This window comes from Sediminihabitans luteus, assembly GCF_002797595.1.
GTDB lineage: Bacteria > Actinomycetota > Actinomycetes > Actinomycetales > Cellulomonadaceae > Paraoerskovia > Paraoerskovia lutea.
The window spans coordinates 665,661-680,671 of sequence record NZ_PGFE01000001.1; the positions used below are offsets into that span (position 1 = coordinate 665,661).

Annotated in this window: 13 protein-coding genes; 8 read left to right on the top strand and 5 right to left on the bottom strand. The window is 74.2% G+C overall.

Features of this window, described 5'->3' with window-relative positions; all coding sequences use genetic code 11:
- Nucleotides 1–17: 17 nt before the first annotated feature.
- Together CLV28_RS03080 and CLV28_RS03085 are read left to right on the top strand one after the other, a co-directional pair.
- On the top strand, nt 18–1,940 hold the full coding sequence (locus tag CLV28_RS03080; RefSeq protein WP_100421789.1) for a phosphoenolpyruvate carboxykinase (GTP): 1,923 nt from the start codon (nt 18–20) through the stop codon (nt 1,938–1,940).
- A gap of 185 nt (nt 1,941–2,125) precedes the next feature.
- Nucleotides 2,126–2,590 (top strand): tRNA (cytidine(34)-2'-O)-methyltransferase, encoded by a 465-nt coding sequence (locus tag CLV28_RS03085; protein ID WP_100422365.1) that lies wholly within the window; start codon nt 2,126–2,128, stop codon nt 2,588–2,590.
- A 137-nt stretch (nt 2,591–2,727) separates the two neighbouring features.
- Here CLV28_RS03085 and CLV28_RS03090 read toward each other — a convergent pair whose 3' ends face one another.
- Both CLV28_RS03090 and xylA read right to left on the bottom strand, forming a co-directional pair.
- A complete protein-coding gene (locus tag CLV28_RS03090; RefSeq protein ID WP_100421790.1) occupies nt 2,728–4,227 on the bottom strand; it encodes a xylulokinase in 1,500 nt (499 codons plus the stop codon).
- Between the two features lie 96 nt (nt 4,228–4,323).
- Entirely contained in the window at nt 4,324–5,493 is a 1,170-nt protein-coding gene (xylA, locus tag CLV28_RS03095) for a xylose isomerase (RefSeq protein WP_100421791.1), read from the bottom strand.
- Between the two features lie 87 nt (nt 5,494–5,580).
- Here xylA and CLV28_RS03100 point away from each other — a divergent pair, with 87 nt between their 5' ends.
- Nucleotides 5,581–6,885: an ROK family transcriptional regulator gene (locus tag CLV28_RS03100; protein ID WP_100421792.1), complete on the top strand. Its 1,305-nt coding sequence runs from the start codon at nt 5,581–5,583 to the stop codon at nt 6,883–6,885.
- A gap of 9 nt (nt 6,886–6,894) precedes the next feature.
- On the opposite strand, the gene CLV28_RS03105 is transcribed toward CLV28_RS03100, so the two are convergent.
- Nucleotides 6,895–7,956, bottom strand: coding sequence for an aldo/keto reductase (locus CLV28_RS03105; protein WP_100421793.1), 1,062 nt, complete (start codon nt 7,954–7,956; stop codon nt 6,895–6,897).
- Between the two features lie 100 nt (nt 7,957–8,056).
- Here CLV28_RS03105 and CLV28_RS03110 point away from each other — a divergent pair, with 100 nt between their 5' ends.
- Entirely contained in the window at nt 8,057–8,632 is a 576-nt protein-coding gene (locus tag CLV28_RS03110) for a DUF3887 domain-containing protein (protein WP_100421794.1), read from the top strand.
- Between the two features lie 31 nt (nt 8,633–8,663).
- Here CLV28_RS03110 and CLV28_RS03115 read toward each other — a convergent pair whose 3' ends face one another.
- Nucleotides 8,664–9,071 carry a RidA family protein gene (locus CLV28_RS03115; RefSeq protein ID WP_100421795.1) on the bottom strand — a complete coding sequence of 136 codons (408 nt, stop codon included), beginning with the start codon at nt 9,069–9,071 and terminating at the stop codon, nt 8,664–8,666.
- A gap of 120 nt (nt 9,072–9,191) precedes the next feature.
- On the bottom strand, nt 9,192–10,169 hold the full coding sequence (locus tag CLV28_RS03120; protein ID WP_100421796.1) for a beta-ketoacyl-ACP synthase III: 978 nt from the start codon (nt 10,167–10,169) through the stop codon (nt 9,192–9,194).
- 120 nt (nt 10,170–10,289) lie between these two features.
- On the opposite strand from CLV28_RS03120, the gene CLV28_RS03125 reads away from it, so the two are divergent.
- The 4 genes from CLV28_RS03125 to CLV28_RS03140 all read left to right on the top strand — a co-directional run bounded on the left by CLV28_RS03125 (nt 10,290) and on the right by CLV28_RS03140 (nt 14,876).
- Entirely contained in the window at nt 10,290–11,339 is a 1,050-nt protein-coding gene (locus CLV28_RS03125) for a LacI family DNA-binding transcriptional regulator (protein WP_100421797.1), read from the top strand.
- 182 nt (nt 11,340–11,521) lie between these two features.
- Entirely contained in the window at nt 11,522–12,697 is a 1,176-nt protein-coding gene (locus CLV28_RS03130; RefSeq protein ID WP_100421798.1) for a Gfo/Idh/MocA family protein, read from the top strand.
- A 92-nt stretch (nt 12,698–12,789) separates the two neighbouring features.
- The gene (locus CLV28_RS03135) at nt 12,790–13,998 is read left to right on the top strand and encodes a dihydrodipicolinate synthase family protein (protein ID WP_100422366.1); all 1,209 of its coding nucleotides are present in this window, start codon (nt 12,790–12,792) and stop codon (nt 13,996–13,998) included.
- Complete coding sequence (locus CLV28_RS03140) at nt 13,995–14,876, top strand: sugar phosphate isomerase/epimerase family protein (RefSeq protein WP_100421799.1); 882 nt, start codon at nt 13,995–13,997, stop codon at nt 14,874–14,876. The genes CLV28_RS03135 and CLV28_RS03140 overlap by 4 nt, the downstream gene beginning before the upstream one ends.
- Nucleotides 14,877–15,011 lie beyond the last annotated feature (135 nt).

Genomic DNA, 15,011 nt, shown 5'->3' on the forward strand with positions numbered 1-15,011 from the left:
CGACACCGGAGGACCCGATGAGCATCACCACCCCCCGCCGCACCCGGCAAGCCACGACCGCCGAGGCCGACCTCGCGCCGTCCGCGTTCACGGCCGGGGCACGGCTCGAGGGCGCCCGGCGCGCGAGCGAGTGGGTGCGCGAGGTCGCCGCGCTCACGCAGCCCGACCGGATCGTGTGGTGCGACGGCTCGGCGGCCGAGAAGCAGGAGCTGCTCGACCTGCTGGTCGAGGCCGGCACGCTGCTCCCCCTCGACCCCGAGCGCAGGCCGGGAAGCTACCTGGCCCGGTCCGCGCCGTCCGACGTCGCGCGCGTCGAGTCACGGACGTTCATCTGCTCGAAGGACGAGGCCGACGCCGGCCCCACCAACAACTGGCGCAAGCCGGGCGCGATGCGCGCCGAGCTGCGCGAGGTGTTCGCCGGGTCGATGCGCGGGCGCACCATGTACGTCGTGCCGTTCTCCATGGGGCCGGTCGGCGGGCCGATCTCGCAGGTCGGCATCGAGGTCACCGACTCCCCGTACGTCGTGGTGAGCATGGGCGTGATGACGCGCGTGGGCCGCGAGGTCATGGATCTGATCGACGCGGGCGCGCCGTTCGTGCCCGCCGTGCACTCGGTCGGGGCGCCGCTCGCGCCCGGGCAGGACGACGTCGCGTGGCCGTGCAACGACACCAAGTACGTCGTGCACTTCCCCGAGAGCCGCGAGATCTGGTCGTACGGCTCCGGGTACGGCGGCAACGCGCTGCTCGGCAAGAAGTGCTTCGCGCTGCGCATCGCCTCGGCCATGGCACGCGACGAGGGCTGGCTCGCCGAGCACATGCTCGTGATCCGCGTGACGTCGCCCGAGGGCCGCCGCTACCACCTCGCCGCCGCGTTCCCGTCGGCGTGCGGCAAGACGAACCTCGCGATGCTGCGGCCCACCCTGCCCGGCTGGACCGTCGAGACCATCGGCGACGACATCGCCTGGCTGCGCCAGGGCCCCGACGGGACGCTGCGCGCGATCAACCCCGAGGCCGGGTTCTTCGGGGTCGCGCCCGGCACCGGCGTCGACACCAACCCGAACGCCGTCGCGACGTTCGACCGCGACACGATCTTCACCAACGTCGCGCTGACCGACGACGGCGACGTGTGGTGGGAGGGGCTCACGCCCGAGCCGCCGACCCACCTCGTCGACTGGCAGGGCCAGGACTGGACCCCCGCCGACGGCGCCGACGGACGCAAGGCCGCGCACCCCAACTCGCGGTTCACCGTCGCCGCGTCGCAGTGCCCCACCATCGCCGACACCTGGGACGACCCGGCCGGCGTGCCGATCGACGCGATCGTGTTCGGCGGACGCCGCGCGAGCAACGTGCCGCTCGTCGCGCAGGCCTACGGCTGGGAGCACGGCGTGTTCATGGGCGCGACCATCTCGTCCGAGCAGACCGCCGCCGCCGAGGGCACCGTCGGCGAGCTGCGCCGCGACCCGTTCGCGATGCTGCCGTTCTGCGGCATCAACATGGCCGACCACTGGGCGCACTGGCTGCGCGTCGGGGCCGCGCTCGACGCCGCGAAGCGGCCCGAGATCTTCCAGGTCAACTGGTTCCGCAAGGGCCCCGACGGGTCGTTCCTGTGGCCCGGGTTCGGGGAGAACGCGCGCGTCGTCGCGTGGATCGTCGACCAGGTGGACCGGGCGCGCGGCGCGGGGCCGAGCGCGTCGTCCGCCACGACGGGGTCGGCAGCCACGGCCACGGCCACTCCCGTGGGGCGCGTCCCGGCGCCCGGCGCGCTCGACGTCGGCGGCCTCGACCTGCCCGACGGCGCGCTCGACGCCCTGCTCGACGTGCCCGTCGCGTCGTGGCGGGCCGAGGCCGACCTGACGCAGGAGTTCTTCGACCGGTTCGGCGACCGGGTCCCGGCCGCGCTGCGCGCCGAGCTCGACGCGCTGCGCGAGCGGCTCGGCTGAGCCCACCGCGCAGAGGGTCGGCGCCCAGGGACACGGGTTCTCGGGCGCCGACCGCCTGCCCGACCGTCCGTCGGGCCGCCGTCGGGGAGAATGGACGGGTGAGCAGCCCCGAGATCCCCGCCGACGACGCGCGCGCCGTCCTCGACCTGACCCGCCTGCCGGACGACGCGGACCGCGCCACGCCCGTGCCGCACCTCGCGTTCTTCGAACCCCGGATCGCGGGCAACACGGGCAACGCGATCCGCCTCGCCGCGGTCACGGGCAGCACGCTGCACCTCGTCGAGCCGCTCGGGTTCGACCTGTCGGAACCCAAGCTCAAGCGGGCCGGGCTCGACTACCACGACCTCGCGAGCGTCGTCGTGCACCCCGACCTCGAGGCGCTGCTCGCCGCGCTGCCCGCCTCGCGCGTGCTCGCGTTCACGACCCAGGCGACCACCCGGTACACCGACGTCGAGTACCGGGCGGACGACGTCCTGCTGTTCGGCCCCGAGCCCACGGGGCTGCCGCCCGAGGTGCTCGGGCACGCGCGCGTCACCGACCAGGTGCGCATCCCGATGCTCGCCGGACGGCGCTCGCTCAACCTCACGTCGAGCGCGTCGATCGTGGCCTACGAGGCGTGGCGCCAGACAGGGTTCGCGGGCGGCGCCTGAGGCCCGCCGCAGCTCCACGGCCCGCCGCAGCTCCACCGGCGACCGCGCCATCTGTCACGGGTTTCGGCGAAAATCCGTGACCGATGGCGCGGTCGGCGGTGGGGGTTGGGTGGCCGGGAACGGGGCGGTCGCGGGGGTCAGACGAGGTCGCGGACCGCGGCGTACTGCTCCCGGATCGCCGGGACCGGCTCGGCCTCGTAGACCTGCGCCTGCGACGTGCTCCAGGACGGCGCGGAGTCGGCTCCCGAGAGCACCCACGCGGCCTGGCGGGCGGCGCCGTCCGCCACGTACTCGCCCGGCTCGGGCACCGTGACGGGCATGCCGAGCACCTGCGGGGCGATGCGCCGCACGGCCTCGGACTGCGCCCCGCCACCGATCAGCAGCAGCCGCTCGACGGGCACGCCCTGCGCGCGCAGCGCGTCGAGACCGTCCGCGAGCCCGCACAGCATGCCCTCGACGTGCGCGCGGGCGAGGTGCTCGGGCCGCGTGGTCGCCAGGCGCAGGCCGTGCAACGTCCCGGTCGCGTCGGGGCGGTTCGGGGTGCGCTCGCCCTCGAGGTACGGCACGAGCACGAGCCCCTCGGCGCCCGCCGGGGCGTTGAGCGCGAGCCGGGACAGACCCGCGTGGTCGACGCCGAGCATGCGGCGCGCGGCGTCGAGCACGCGCGAGGCATTGAGCGTGCAGGCGAGCGGCAGGTAGGCGCCCGCCGCGTCGGCGAACCCGGTGACCATGCCCGAGCCGTCCGCGGTCTGCTCGGCGGCGATCGCCGAGACCACGCCCGAGGTGCCGATCGAGACCGCGACGTCGCCGGTGACCATGCCGAGGCCGAGCGCGGCACCCGCGTTGTCGCCCGCGCCGGGGCCGATCAGCGCGCCGCCGTCGACGGCCGACCCTGCGACGTCCTGCGCCGCGACACCGCCCGAGGCGCCCGGGGCGAGCACGCGCGGCAGCACGATCCGCTCGGCGGCCTCGACGTCCACGCGCAGAGCGAGCGCGAGCAGGTCGCGGCGGTACTCCCCCGCACCACCCGCGGCCGAGGCGTCGAAGTACCCGGTCCCGGACGCGTCCGACCGGTCGGTCACGAGCGCCGAGAGGTCGGGCTCGAGGCCCTCGCTGCGCGGCCCGAAGCCTGCGACGCGCCAGGTGAGCCAGTCGTGCGGGAGCGCCACCGCCGCGACGCGAGCAGCGTTCTCGGGCTCGGCGTCGGCGAGCCAGCGCAGCTTGGTGACCGTGAGGGAGGCGACGAGCACCGAGCCGACCGCGTCGGCCCAGGCCTGCGCGCCGTCAGCGTCCGACGAGCCCTCGCCCGAGGGTGCCCCGAGCTCCCGGACCAGGTCGGCTGCGGCGTCCGCGGACCGGGTGTCGTTCCACAGCAGCGCGGGGCGGATCACCTCGCCGTCCGCGTCGAGCACGACCATGCCGTGCTGCTGCCCGCCCACCGCGATCGCGGCGACGTCGTCGAGGCCGCCCGCGGCGTCCGACGCCTCGCGGAACGCGGCCCACCAGGCCGCGGGGTCGACCTCGGTGCCGTCCGGGTGCTGCGCGGCGCCCGAGCGCACGAGGGCTCCGGTGTCGGCGTCGCGGACGACGATCTTGCAGGACTGCGTGGACGAGTCCACGCCGGCGACGAGGGGCATCGGTGCTCCAGGGTGCGGGTCGGGCGGCGGTGCGGGCGGGTGTCGGACGACGGCGGGCGGGCGGCCGGGGATCGCCCGGCCACCCGCCCGGCCGGGTCAGCCGATGAGGTGCTTGAGCGCGAGCTGGTGGAGCTTGACCAGCCCGTAGTCGCGCTCGGCGGCGGCAGTCACGTCGAACGTGTCCTGCGACGCGAGGAACGCCTCGGGCGTCTCGCCCTCGGCGAGGGTCGACTCGCCGAGCTCGAAGATCCCGGCGTGCTCGAACGCGGCCTGGACCTCGGCGTCCGCGCGGTACGCGGCGGCCTTGGCGGCGAGCATCGAGTACGTCTCCATGTTGGCCTTGGCCGACTCCCACACGCCGTCGAGGAACTCGGTGCGCGAGGGCTTGTAGTCGAAGTGACGGGGGCCCTCGTAGCGCGGGCCGCCGTTGGGGAACCCGTTCTCGAGCAGGTCGACCGTGAAGAACGCCGAGAGCAGGTCGCCGTGGCCGAACACGAGGTCCTGGTCGTAGCGGGGGCCGTGCTGGCCGTTGAGGTCGATGTGGAACAGCTTGCCGAGGTGCAGCGCGAGCGCGAGGCCGTGCGTGTAGTTCAGGCCCGCCATCTGCTCGTGCCCGGTCTCGGGGTTGAGGCCGACGATGTCGCCGTTGTCGAGCGAGTCGATGAGCGCGATCGCGTGCCCGATGGTCGGCAGGAAGATGTCGCCGCGGGGCTCGTTGGGCTTGGGCTCGAGCGCGATCCGCAGGTCGTAGCCCTTGGCCTTGATGTAGGCGGCGACGGTGTCGATGCCCTCGGCGTATCGCGCGTGCGCGGCGTTGAGGTCCTTCGAGTTGTCGTACTCGGTGCCCTCGCGGCCACCCCACATGACGAACGTGCTGGCGCCCATCTCGGCGGCGAGCTCGACGTTGGTGAGCACCTTGCGCAGGCCGTAGCGGCGCACCTCGCGGTTGTTGGACGTGAACGCGCCGTCCTTGAACACGGGGTGGGTGAACGTGTTGGTCGTGACCATCTCGCAGACCATGCCGGTGTCGGCGGCGGCCTTCTTGACCGCGTCGATGTGCGCGCGGCGCTCGGTCTCGCCCGAGCCGAACGGGAACACGTCGTTGTCGTGGAACGTGAAGCCCCACGCGCCGAGGTCGGCGAGCTTGCGCACCGACTCCGCGGGGTCGAGCTCGGGGCGCGTCGGGGTGCCGAACGGGTCGCCCGCGTTCCAGCCGACCGTCCAGAGGCCGAACGAGTACTTGATGTCCTGGGTGCTTCCAGCCACGGCTGCTCTCCTCGTCGAGACGCGCCCGTCGGGCGCCCTATTAGTTGTACCGATGAATTTATAGCGCAACGGCGGTAGGGTCAACCCGTGACCACGCCGCCGCAGCCCCTCCGCGCGGGCGACCCCGGATCCGCGCGCCCGCCGCGCGCCACGGTCCGCACCGCACGCGGCGCCTCCGCGCGCCAGGAGTCCCTGCGCGAGCACAACGTCGCGCTCGTCGCGCACGCCGTGCTGGACTCCCCCGTCCCGATCTCGCGCGCGCAGGTCGCAGCGCGCACCGGCATCACCCGCGCGACCGTCTCGACCCTGGTCGACCAGCTCGTGCGCGCCCGCGTCGTCACCGAGCTCGCACCCGCCACGCCCACGGGTGCCGGACGCCCCGCCGTCCCCCTCGCCCCCGCCGGCCGCACGCTCGTCGGGCTCGGGCTCGAGGTCAACGTCGGACACCTCGGCGCGCGCGTCGTCGACCTGCGCGGGGACGTCGTCGCCGAGCACGTCGAGGCCGCACGCCTGCACGACGCACCGCCCGCGCACGCCCTCGGACGCCTCGGCGAGATCGCCCGCGCCCTCGTCACCGAGGTCGAGGCCCAGGGCATGACCGTCACGGGCGCCGCGCTCGCGCTCCCCGGGCTCGTCGACGTCCACGCGCGCCGCCTCCAGGTCGCCCCCAACCTCGGCTGGACCACGCTCGACCCCGTGCCGCTGCTCGGCCTGCCCGCCGGCATCACGGTCGAGATCGGCAACGAGGCGAACTACGCGGGCCTCGCGCAGCTACCGCGCACGAGCCCCCCGACCGTCCCGGCCGACCACCCCGCCGGCGCCGACGACGCGCCGCACGCCCCGACGTCCTACCTCTACGTCTCCGGCGACGTCGGCATCGGCTCCGCGATCGTCCTCGACCACGAGCCCTACCTCGGGCGGCACGGCTGGAGCGGCGAGCTCGGGCACGTCGTCGTCGACCCCGCCGGGCCGCGCTGCCGGTGCGGCGCGCACGGGTGCCTCGAGCAGGTCGCGGGCAAGGAGTCCGTGCTGGTCGCGGCCGGGCTCACGCCGTCCGCCCCGCTCGCCACGCTCGTCGACGCCCTCGCCGCGGACGACGCCCCCGCCCTCGCCGCCGTGCGCGCGGCCGGTCGCGCGCTGGGCACGGCCGTGGCCGGTGCCATCAACATGCTCGACCTCGACGCCGTGCTGCTCGGCGGCACCTACGCCGAGCTCGCGCCCTGGCTCGTCGACGAGCTGCGCGCCGAGCTCGCCGGCCGGGTGCTCGGGTGGCCGTGGGCGCCCGTGAGCGTCGAGGCGGCACCCGTCGCGACCTGGGCCGCGATCACGGGCGCCGCCCGGACCGTGCTGCGGGGCGTCGTCGACCACCCCGCGCGGCTGCTCGCCGACTGACGCGACGGGTCAGCGGCGGCCCGTGCCGTCCACCGCGAACGGCTCGATCGCGGCGATCTCGTCGTCCGTGAGCGGCGGCGCCTCGAGCGCCCGCACGCTGTTCTCGAGCTGACGCGCGCTCGACGCGCCCACGAGCGCCGACGTCACGCGGCCGTCGCGCAGGAGCCACGCGAGCGCGAGCTGCGCGAGCGACTGCCCGCGACCCGCCGCGATCTCGTTCAGCGCCCGCGCACGCTCGAGGTACTCGCCCGAGAGGTTGTCGCCCGACAGGAACGGCGACGACGACCGCGCGGCGCGGGACCCCTCGGGCGCGCTGCCCGAGAGGTAACGGTCGGTCAGCAGGCCCTGCTGCAGCGGCGAGAACGTGATGACGCCGACCCCGAGGTCGCCCGCGACGTCGAGCAGCGACTCGGACTGCGGACCGTCGTAGCCGTCGTGGTGCGCCGGGTCCTCGACGTGGCGGTTGAACATCGAGTAGCTCGGCTGGTGGATCGTCAGCGGCGTCCCGAGGTCGGCGAGGATGCGGTGCGCCTCGCGCGTGCGGGCCGGCGAGTAGTTGGAGACGCCCACGTACAGCGCCTTGCCCTGCTGCACGATCGAGTGCAGCGCGCCCATCGTCTCCTCGAGCGGCGTCGCCGGGTCCGGGCGGTGGTGGTAGAAGATGTCGACGTAGTCGAGGCCCATGCGCTGCAGGGACTGGTCGAGCGACGCCGTCAGGTACTTGCGCGACCCGAAGTCGCCGTACGGTCCGGGCCACATGTCGTAGCCCGCCTTGGACGAGATGACCATCTCGTCGCGGTACGGCGCGAAGTCCTTCGCGAGGTGCCGCCCGAAGTTCTCCTCGGCCGAGCCGTAGGGCGGCCCGTAGTTGTTCGCGAGGTCGATGTGCGTGACCCCGAGGTCGAACGCGCGGCGCAGCGTCGCACGCTGGTTCTCGAACGGGTCGACGTCACCGAAGTTGTGCCACAGCCCGAGCGACAGGGCGGGCAGGTCGAGGCCGCTGCGACCGCAGCGACGGTAGGTCATGGACTCGTAGCGGTCCTCGGCAGCGAGGTACGGGGTGGCGGGCATGCAACACATCCTGCCATCGGCGAACGGGACCGAACAATGCGGGCGACGTCAGGACCATCCGCGTCTTGACAGAAGGACCGCGTAAAGGGAACCTTTACACATGACCCCTGAGGAGCGGCTGGCCGAGGCCCTCGAGCAGCTCACGCGCACCACGCCCGCGAGCACCGCCCGCGTCGCGACCCTCGATCGCCTGCGCGCACTGTCGGAGAGCCTCCTCTCTGCCGAGGTCGAAGCGGCGCGGCAGAGCGGCGTCACGTGGGCGGCCATCGGAAGCGTCCTGGGCGTCACGAGACAGGCCGCGTTCCAGAGGTTTGGGACCAGGAAGACGGACGAGAGGGCAGGACCCATGCAGGTGGACATGTTGACGGAGGCGCCCGCACGAGCACAGGCGTTGATCGAGCTGCTCGTCGCCGAGCGGTATGACGCGGCCAGGGAGGTGTTCGACCCCACGCTCGCCGACGCGCTGGACGCGAACGCGCTCGCCGAGGCCTGGACCGGGATCGGCAGGTCCTTCGGCCGCCTGGAGAGCACCGGGGATCCCGTGGTGCTGCAGACCGGTGAGGTCGTGGTCTGCGAGATGCGCCTCGAGCTCGAGGCGGGGTCCGTCACGCTGCGGACCGCGTGGAACACCGACGGAACGCTCGCGGGCCTCTACTTCGTTCCGGTGACGGAGTAGACCTGGCCTCGGCGATCGCCCGTTCGCGGCATCAGTCGACGACGGCGGCCACGGCCTCGATCTCGACGAGCTGGTCGACGTAACCGAGCACCGTCACGCCCAGGAGCGTGCTGGGCACGTCGTGCGTGCCGAACGCGTCGCGCACGACGTTCCAGGCTGCGACGAGATCGGCCTGGCGGCTCGACGCGACGAGCACACGCGTGCTGATGACGTCCTCGATCGTCGCTCCGGCCGCCTCGAGAGCGCGGGTCATCGTCTCGATGCACGCGGCCGCCTGGCCCGCGAAGTCGCCGACGGCGACGGTCGACCCGTCGGGGTCGAGCGGGCAAGCCCCTGCGAGGAAGATCAGCCGGGCTTCCTTCGGGGCGGTCGCCGCGTAGGCGTACTGGGCGACGTCGGACAGCGCGGCGGCGCGGATCAGCTCGACGGAGGAGGTCATGCCCGCAGGATGGCGCACCCAGGCGGCCTCCCGCCAGGCATTTCCCCCGGTGGGAGCGCCTCGTGCGCGTGGACGCTCGACACCGGTCGCGACGGTGCGGGGCGGCGCTCATGGAGACAGTCAGCGCTGCGGGGTCTCCACGACCTGGCCGGCCCAGGCGAAGCCGCCGCCGAACCCGAACAGCAGCGCCGGGACGCCCGCGGGGATCTTGCCCGCGTGCCACCACTTCGACAGCCCGAGCGGGATGCTCGCGGCCGAGGTGTTGCCCGACTCGGTGATGTCGGTGACGACGACCTTGTCCTCCATGCCGAGCGCCTTGGCGAGCGGCTCGATGATCCGCAGGTTCGCCTGGTGCGCGACGAGCACCTCGATGTCCGAGAGCTCGAGGCCCGAGCGCGCCACGATCTCGCGCGCACGGTCCGCGGCGCGCGTGATGGCCCAGCGGAACACCGCGCGACCGTCCTGCTCGAAGGTCCCGTGCGGCGGCTCGATGCGCACGGCCGGCGTGATGTCACGCTCCGACCCCCAGTGGACGGGACCGATGCCCGGGGTCTCGGACGCCTGGACGACGGCTGCGCCCGCGCCGTCCGCGGTGAGGATGCAGGTCGCGCGGTCGGTCCAGTCGGTCACGGCCGTGAGCTTCTCGGCCCCGATGACGAGCGCGGTGCGCGCCGAGCCGGCGCGGATCGCCTGGTCGGCGATGCCCATGGCGTGCGCGAACCCAGAGCACGCGGTGTTGACGTCGATGATCGCGGGGCGGCCCGTGGCCGGGTCGCCGAGCTCGAGCGCGTACGCGACGCGACCCGCGGTGTTCGGCGAGATCTCCTTGGCGGTCGCGGTCGCGACGACCACGAGGTCGACGTCGGCGGCGGCCACGCCCGCGTCGTCGAGCGCGTGCCGCGCGGCCGCGGTGGCCATGTCGGCGACGGTGACGTCGTCCGCGGCGACGTGCCGCGTCACGATGCCGGTGCGCGACTGGATCCACTCGTCGTTCGTCTCGACGAGCTGCGCGACGTCGTCGTTCGTCATGACGCGCTCGGGCTGGTGGTGGCCGAGGCCGACGATGCGCGAGCCGGGGGCGCCGGTGGGGATCTGCATGGCCCGATCATTCCCCCGGCGCGCGTGGATGCCAAACGCCGCCCACGACTCGGGCCGGTCGGACGACGCGCGGCCGGCTGCGACGTCCGCGGAAAGGGCGTTCCCGCTACGGTGGTCGCCATGACCGGTCCCGTGACCCTGAGCCAGGTGGCGCGCGAGGCGGGGGTGTCGCTCGCGACCGCGTCCCGCGCGATCAACGGCAGCGCGACCCGCGTGGTGCGGCCCGACCTGCGCGAGCGCGTGCTCGAGGCCGCGCGGCGGCTGCGCTACACGCCCGACGCGAACGCCCAGGCGGTCGCGCGCGGCCGCACGACGTCGGTCGGGCTGATCGTGCACGACATCACCGACCCGTACTTCTCGTCGATCGCGGCGGGCGTGACCGAGGCCGCGGACGCCGCCGGGCTCGTCGTCACGCTCGCCTCGACCCAGCACAGCGCCGAGCGCGAGCTCGCGTTCGTCGACCTCGTGCAGCGCCAGCGCGCGCGGGCCGTGATCGTCGCGGGCGGACGGCTCGACGGCGGGGAGTCGACCCCGGCGCTCGTCGCAGCGCTCGAGGCGTACCGCGCGCACGGCGGGGGCGTCGCGTTCGTCGGCCAGCGGATCAGCGACCTGCCGACCATCGAGATCGCGAACCGCGCGGGGGCGGGCGACCTCGCCCGGGCGCTGCACGGCCGGGGGTACCGCCGGTTCGCCGTGCTCGGCGGGCCGGACGGGCACCTCACGGGACGCGACCGGCGCGAGGGGTTCGCCGACGCGCTCGCGGCCCTCGGCTGCCTGCCGCCCGTGGTGCTCGGCTCGGCGTTCACGCGTGACGGCGGGTACGCAGGCATGCAGGAGGCGCTGACCCTGCCCGAGCGGCCCGAGCTCGTGTTCGCCGCGAACGACGTCATGGCCGTGGGCGCGATGGCCGCGGTGCGCGACGCGGGCCTGCGGGTGCCGGACGACGTCGCGGTGGCCGGGTTCGACGACATCGTGACCCTGCGGGACGTGTCGCCCGGGCTCACGACGGTGCGCATCCCGCTCGCCGAGGTCGGGGCACGGGCCACGCGGCTCGCGCTCGCGGAGCCGGGGACCGCGGGCGAGGGCGGGACCGCGGGCGAGGGCAGGACCGCGGGGAGCGACGTCGTGCGCGGCGAGGTCGTGCTGCGCGACTCGACGCCGCAGCGATAGCGCGCGCCCCGCCGTCCGACGCCCGACGTCCGCCGTCCGACGCCTGACGTACCGACGCCTGCCGCCTGACGTACCGACCCGCGCGCACCCCTTGACGAACGGAAAGCACTTTCCCTACGCTGTGGGAAAGCGCATTCCGGCAGTCGTCGGGCCGCGCGCCCGACGACGAGCAGGAGAGCACGATGACGAGCCCCGCCCCCACCCGCACGTTGCGGATCGCCATGAACGGCATCACCGGCCGCATGGGCTACCGCCAGCACCTCGTGCGCTCGATCCTCCCGATCCGCGACGCTGGCGGCGTCACGCTCGAGGACGGCACCAAGGTCCAGGTCGAGCCCATCCTGATCGGCCGCAACGAGTCCAAGATCCGCGAGCTCGCCGCGCTGCACGGCGTCGAGCACTGGACCACCGACCTCGACGGCGCGATCGCCGACCCGAGCGTCGACATCGTGTTCGACGCCTCGATGACGAGCCTGCGCGCCAAGACGCTCACCAAGGCCATGGAGGCCGGCAAGCACGTCTACACCGAGAAGCCCACCGCCGAGACCCTCGCCGAGGCCGTCGAGCTCGCACGGCTGCGCGAGGAGACCGGCGTGACCGCCGGCGTCGTGCACGACAAGCTCTACCTGCCGGGCCTGGTCAAGCTGCGCCGCCTCGTCGACGAGGGGTTCTTCGGCCGCATCCTGTCGCTGCGCGGCGAGTTCGGCTACTGGGTGTTCGAGGGCGAGCACCAGGCCGCGCAGCGCCCCAGCTGGAACTACCGCGCGCAGGACGGCGGCGGCATGACGACCGACATGTTCTGCCACTGGAACTACGTGCTCGAGGGCATCCTCGGCAAGGTCACGACCGTCTCGGCGCAGACCGCGACCCACATCCCGACCCGCTGGGACGAGAACGGCGACGCGTACGACGCGACCGCCGACGACGCCGCCTACGGGATCTTCGGCATCGAGACGCCGGACGGCGACCCCGTCGTCGCGCAGATCAACTCGTCCTGGGCCGTGCGCGTGTACCGCGACGAGCTCGTCGAGTTCCAGGTCGACGGCACGCACGGCTCGGCCGTCGCGGGCCTCAACAAGTGCGTCGCCCAGCAGCGCGCCCACACCCCCAAGCCCGTGTGGAACCCGGACCTGCCGGTCACCGAGTCGTTCCGCGAGCAGTGGATGGAGGTCCCCGCGAACGCCGACCTCGACAACGGGTTCAAGCTCCAGTGGGAGGAGTTCCTGCGCGACGTCGTCGCCGGGCGCGAGCACCGCTTCGACCTGCTCTCGGCCGCGCGCGGCGTGCAGCTCGCCGAGCTCGGCCTGCAGTCGTCGGCCGAGGGCCGCCGCCTCGACGTGCCGGAGATCTCGCTGTGACCCCGACGACCGGCACGACCCCCACGACCGGCACGACCCCCACGACCGGCACGCTCGGCCGGCACGTCGCCCTCCCCCTCGGCGCCTCGGGCGTGCTCGCTCACCTTCCGCGGTTCGACGACGCGGGCCGCGTCGCGGGCACCGAGGTCCTCGAGCTCGCCGAGCCCGGGCCGTGGACGACGCCGACCGCGCCGATCACCTCGCGCGTGGCCTTTGCCGCCGCGCACGTGGTGCCCGTGGTCGGTGCCGACAGCACGCCCGGCCGCCCCGCCGTCGTCGACTGGGACGCGACGCTCGCGTACCGGCACCGGATCTGGGAGCACGGGCTCGGCGTCGCGGACGCGATGGACACCGCGCAGCGCGGCATGGGGCTCGACTGGGTCGCGACCCAGGAGCTCGTGCGCCGCTCGTCCGCCGAAGCCGCGAGCGTCGGCGCGCGCATCGCGTGCGGCGCGGGCACCGACCAGCTCGACCTCGACACCCTCCCCGAGGGCGAGGCCGGCCTGGCCGCCGTGATCGACGCGTACCGCGAGCAGGTCCGCACGGTCCAGGACGCGGGCTCGCAGGTCATCGTCATGGCCTCGCGCGCCCTCGCCCGTGTCGCCCGCGGCGCGGACGACTACGCCCGGGTCTACGACGCGGTGCTCGCGGAGGCCGACCGGCCCGTCGTCCTGCACTGGCTGGGGACGATGTTCGACCCGGCGCTCGAGGGCTACTGGGGGTCGGACGACGTCGCGGCCGCGACCCGCACGTTCACCGACCTGATCCGGGCCCACCAGGGCCGGATCGACGGCGTCAAGGTCTCGCTGCTCGACGCCGCGCACGAGATCGCGCTGCGGCGCGAGCTCGCGACGCTCGACCCCGAGGCCGGGGGTGCTGTCCGCCTCTACACGGGCGACGACTTCAACTACCCCGAGCTCATCGCGGGCGACGAGCAGGGACACTCCGACGCGCTCCTGGGCATCTTCGCGGCGATCTACCCGGCCGCGTCGACCGCGCTCCAGGCGTTCGACGCGGGCGACCCGGCGCGCGGCCACGAGATCCTCGCGTCGACCGAGGCGCTCGGCCGGCACATTTTCGCCGCGCCGACGTACTACTACAAGACCGGGATCGCGTTCCTGAGCTGGCTCAACGGCCACCAGACCGGGTTCCAGATGGTCGGCGGCCTGCAGTCGGGCCGCAGCGTGCCGCACCTGGTCGAGCTGTTCCGGCTCGCCGACCGCGCGGGCCTGCTGCTCGACCCGCCGCTCGCCGCGCACCGGATGCGCAGCCTGCTCGAGGTCGCGGGGGTGACCCGATGAGCGCGGACCGCGACCTGTCGCGGTGCTCGCTCAACACCGCGAGCATCAAGCGCGCGACTCTCCCCGAGGCCGTCGACGCCGCCGCACGCGCCGGCTACGGCGCGATCGGGCTGTGGCGCGACCGCGTCCAGGAGACCGGCGCCGAGAAGGCCGCCAAGCTCGTGGCGGACGCCGGCCTGCGGGTCTCGTCGCTGTGCCGCGGCGGGTTCCTCACGGCGTCCGACGAGGCGGGGATCGCCGCGGCGCTCGACGACAACCGCGCCGCGATCGTCGAGGCCGCGACCGTCGGCACGAGCGAGCTCGTGTTCGTCGTGGGCGGCCTGCCCGGCTCGGCGCCCGAGACCGCGCCCGCCCCCGGCACCGACCGCGACGTCGTCGCCGCGCGGGCACGCGTCGCGGACCGCATCGCCGACCTCGCGCCGTTCGCGGCCGAGCACGGCGTGCGGATCGTGCTCGAGCCGCTGCACCCCATGTTCGCGGCCGACCGTGCCGTGATCTCGACGCTCGGGCAGGCGCTCGACCTGGCCGCGCCGCACCCCGCGGACGTCGTGGGCGTCGTCGTCGACACGTACCACGTGTGGTGGGACCCGGCGCTCGAGGCGTCGATCGCGCGGGCCGGCGCCGAGCAGCGCATCGCCTCGTACCAGGTGTGCGACTGGGCGCTGCCCTTCGCACCTCTCGCGCTCAACTCGCGCGGGCACGTCGGGGACGGCTACGTCGACTTCCCGACCATCAGCCGGTGGGTCGCCGCCGCGGGGTACCGCGGCGACGTCGAGACCGAGCTGTTCAACCAGGAGATCTGGGACGCACCGTTCGACGACACCGTCGCGACGATCGCGGACCGCTACCTCCGGCACGTCCAGCCGTACGTCGGCTGACGCGCCGGGGCCGACGACGGCGTCGGACCACCGTGCCGCCGCCCGGGAAGGGTGCCTTCCTCCCCCGGGCGGCGGCACGTCCGTCTGCCGGGACGCCGCGGTCCGGAGGGCCGGGCGGCCGGGCGGACCGGGGAA

What these genes read in the sequence shown, in the direction of transcription:
- CLV28_RS03080 (WP_100421789.1), top strand. Translation starts at nt 18, where the DNA reads ATGAGCATCACCACCCCCCGCCGCACCCGGCAAGCCACGACCGCCGAG.
- CLV28_RS03090 (WP_100421790.1), bottom strand. Translation starts at nt 4,227, where the DNA reads ATGCCCCTCGTCGCCGGCGTGGACTCGTCCACGCAGTCCTGCAAGATC.
- CLV28_RS03105 (WP_100421793.1), bottom strand. Translation starts at nt 7,956, where the DNA reads ATGCCCGCCACCCCGTACCTCGCTGCCGAGGACCGCTACGAGTCCATG.
- CLV28_RS03110 (WP_100421794.1), top strand. Translation starts at nt 8,057, where the DNA reads ATGACCCCTGAGGAGCGGCTGGCCGAGGCCCTCGAGCAGCTCACGCGC.
- CLV28_RS03115 (WP_100421795.1), bottom strand. Translation starts at nt 9,071, where the DNA reads ATGACCTCCTCCGTCGAGCTGATCCGCGCCGCCGCGCTGTCCGACGTC.
- CLV28_RS03120 (WP_100421796.1), bottom strand. Translation starts at nt 10,169, where the DNA reads ATGCAGATCCCCACCGGCGCCCCCGGCTCGCGCATCGTCGGCCTCGGC.
- CLV28_RS03125 (WP_100421797.1), top strand. Translation starts at nt 10,290, where the DNA reads ATGACCGGTCCCGTGACCCTGAGCCAGGTGGCGCGCGAGGCGGGGGTG.
- CLV28_RS03130 (WP_100421798.1), top strand. Translation starts at nt 11,522, where the DNA reads ATGACGAGCCCCGCCCCCACCCGCACGTTGCGGATCGCCATGAACGGC.
- CLV28_RS03140 (WP_100421799.1), top strand. Translation starts at nt 13,995, where the DNA reads ATGAGCGCGGACCGCGACCTGTCGCGGTGCTCGCTCAACACCGCGAGC.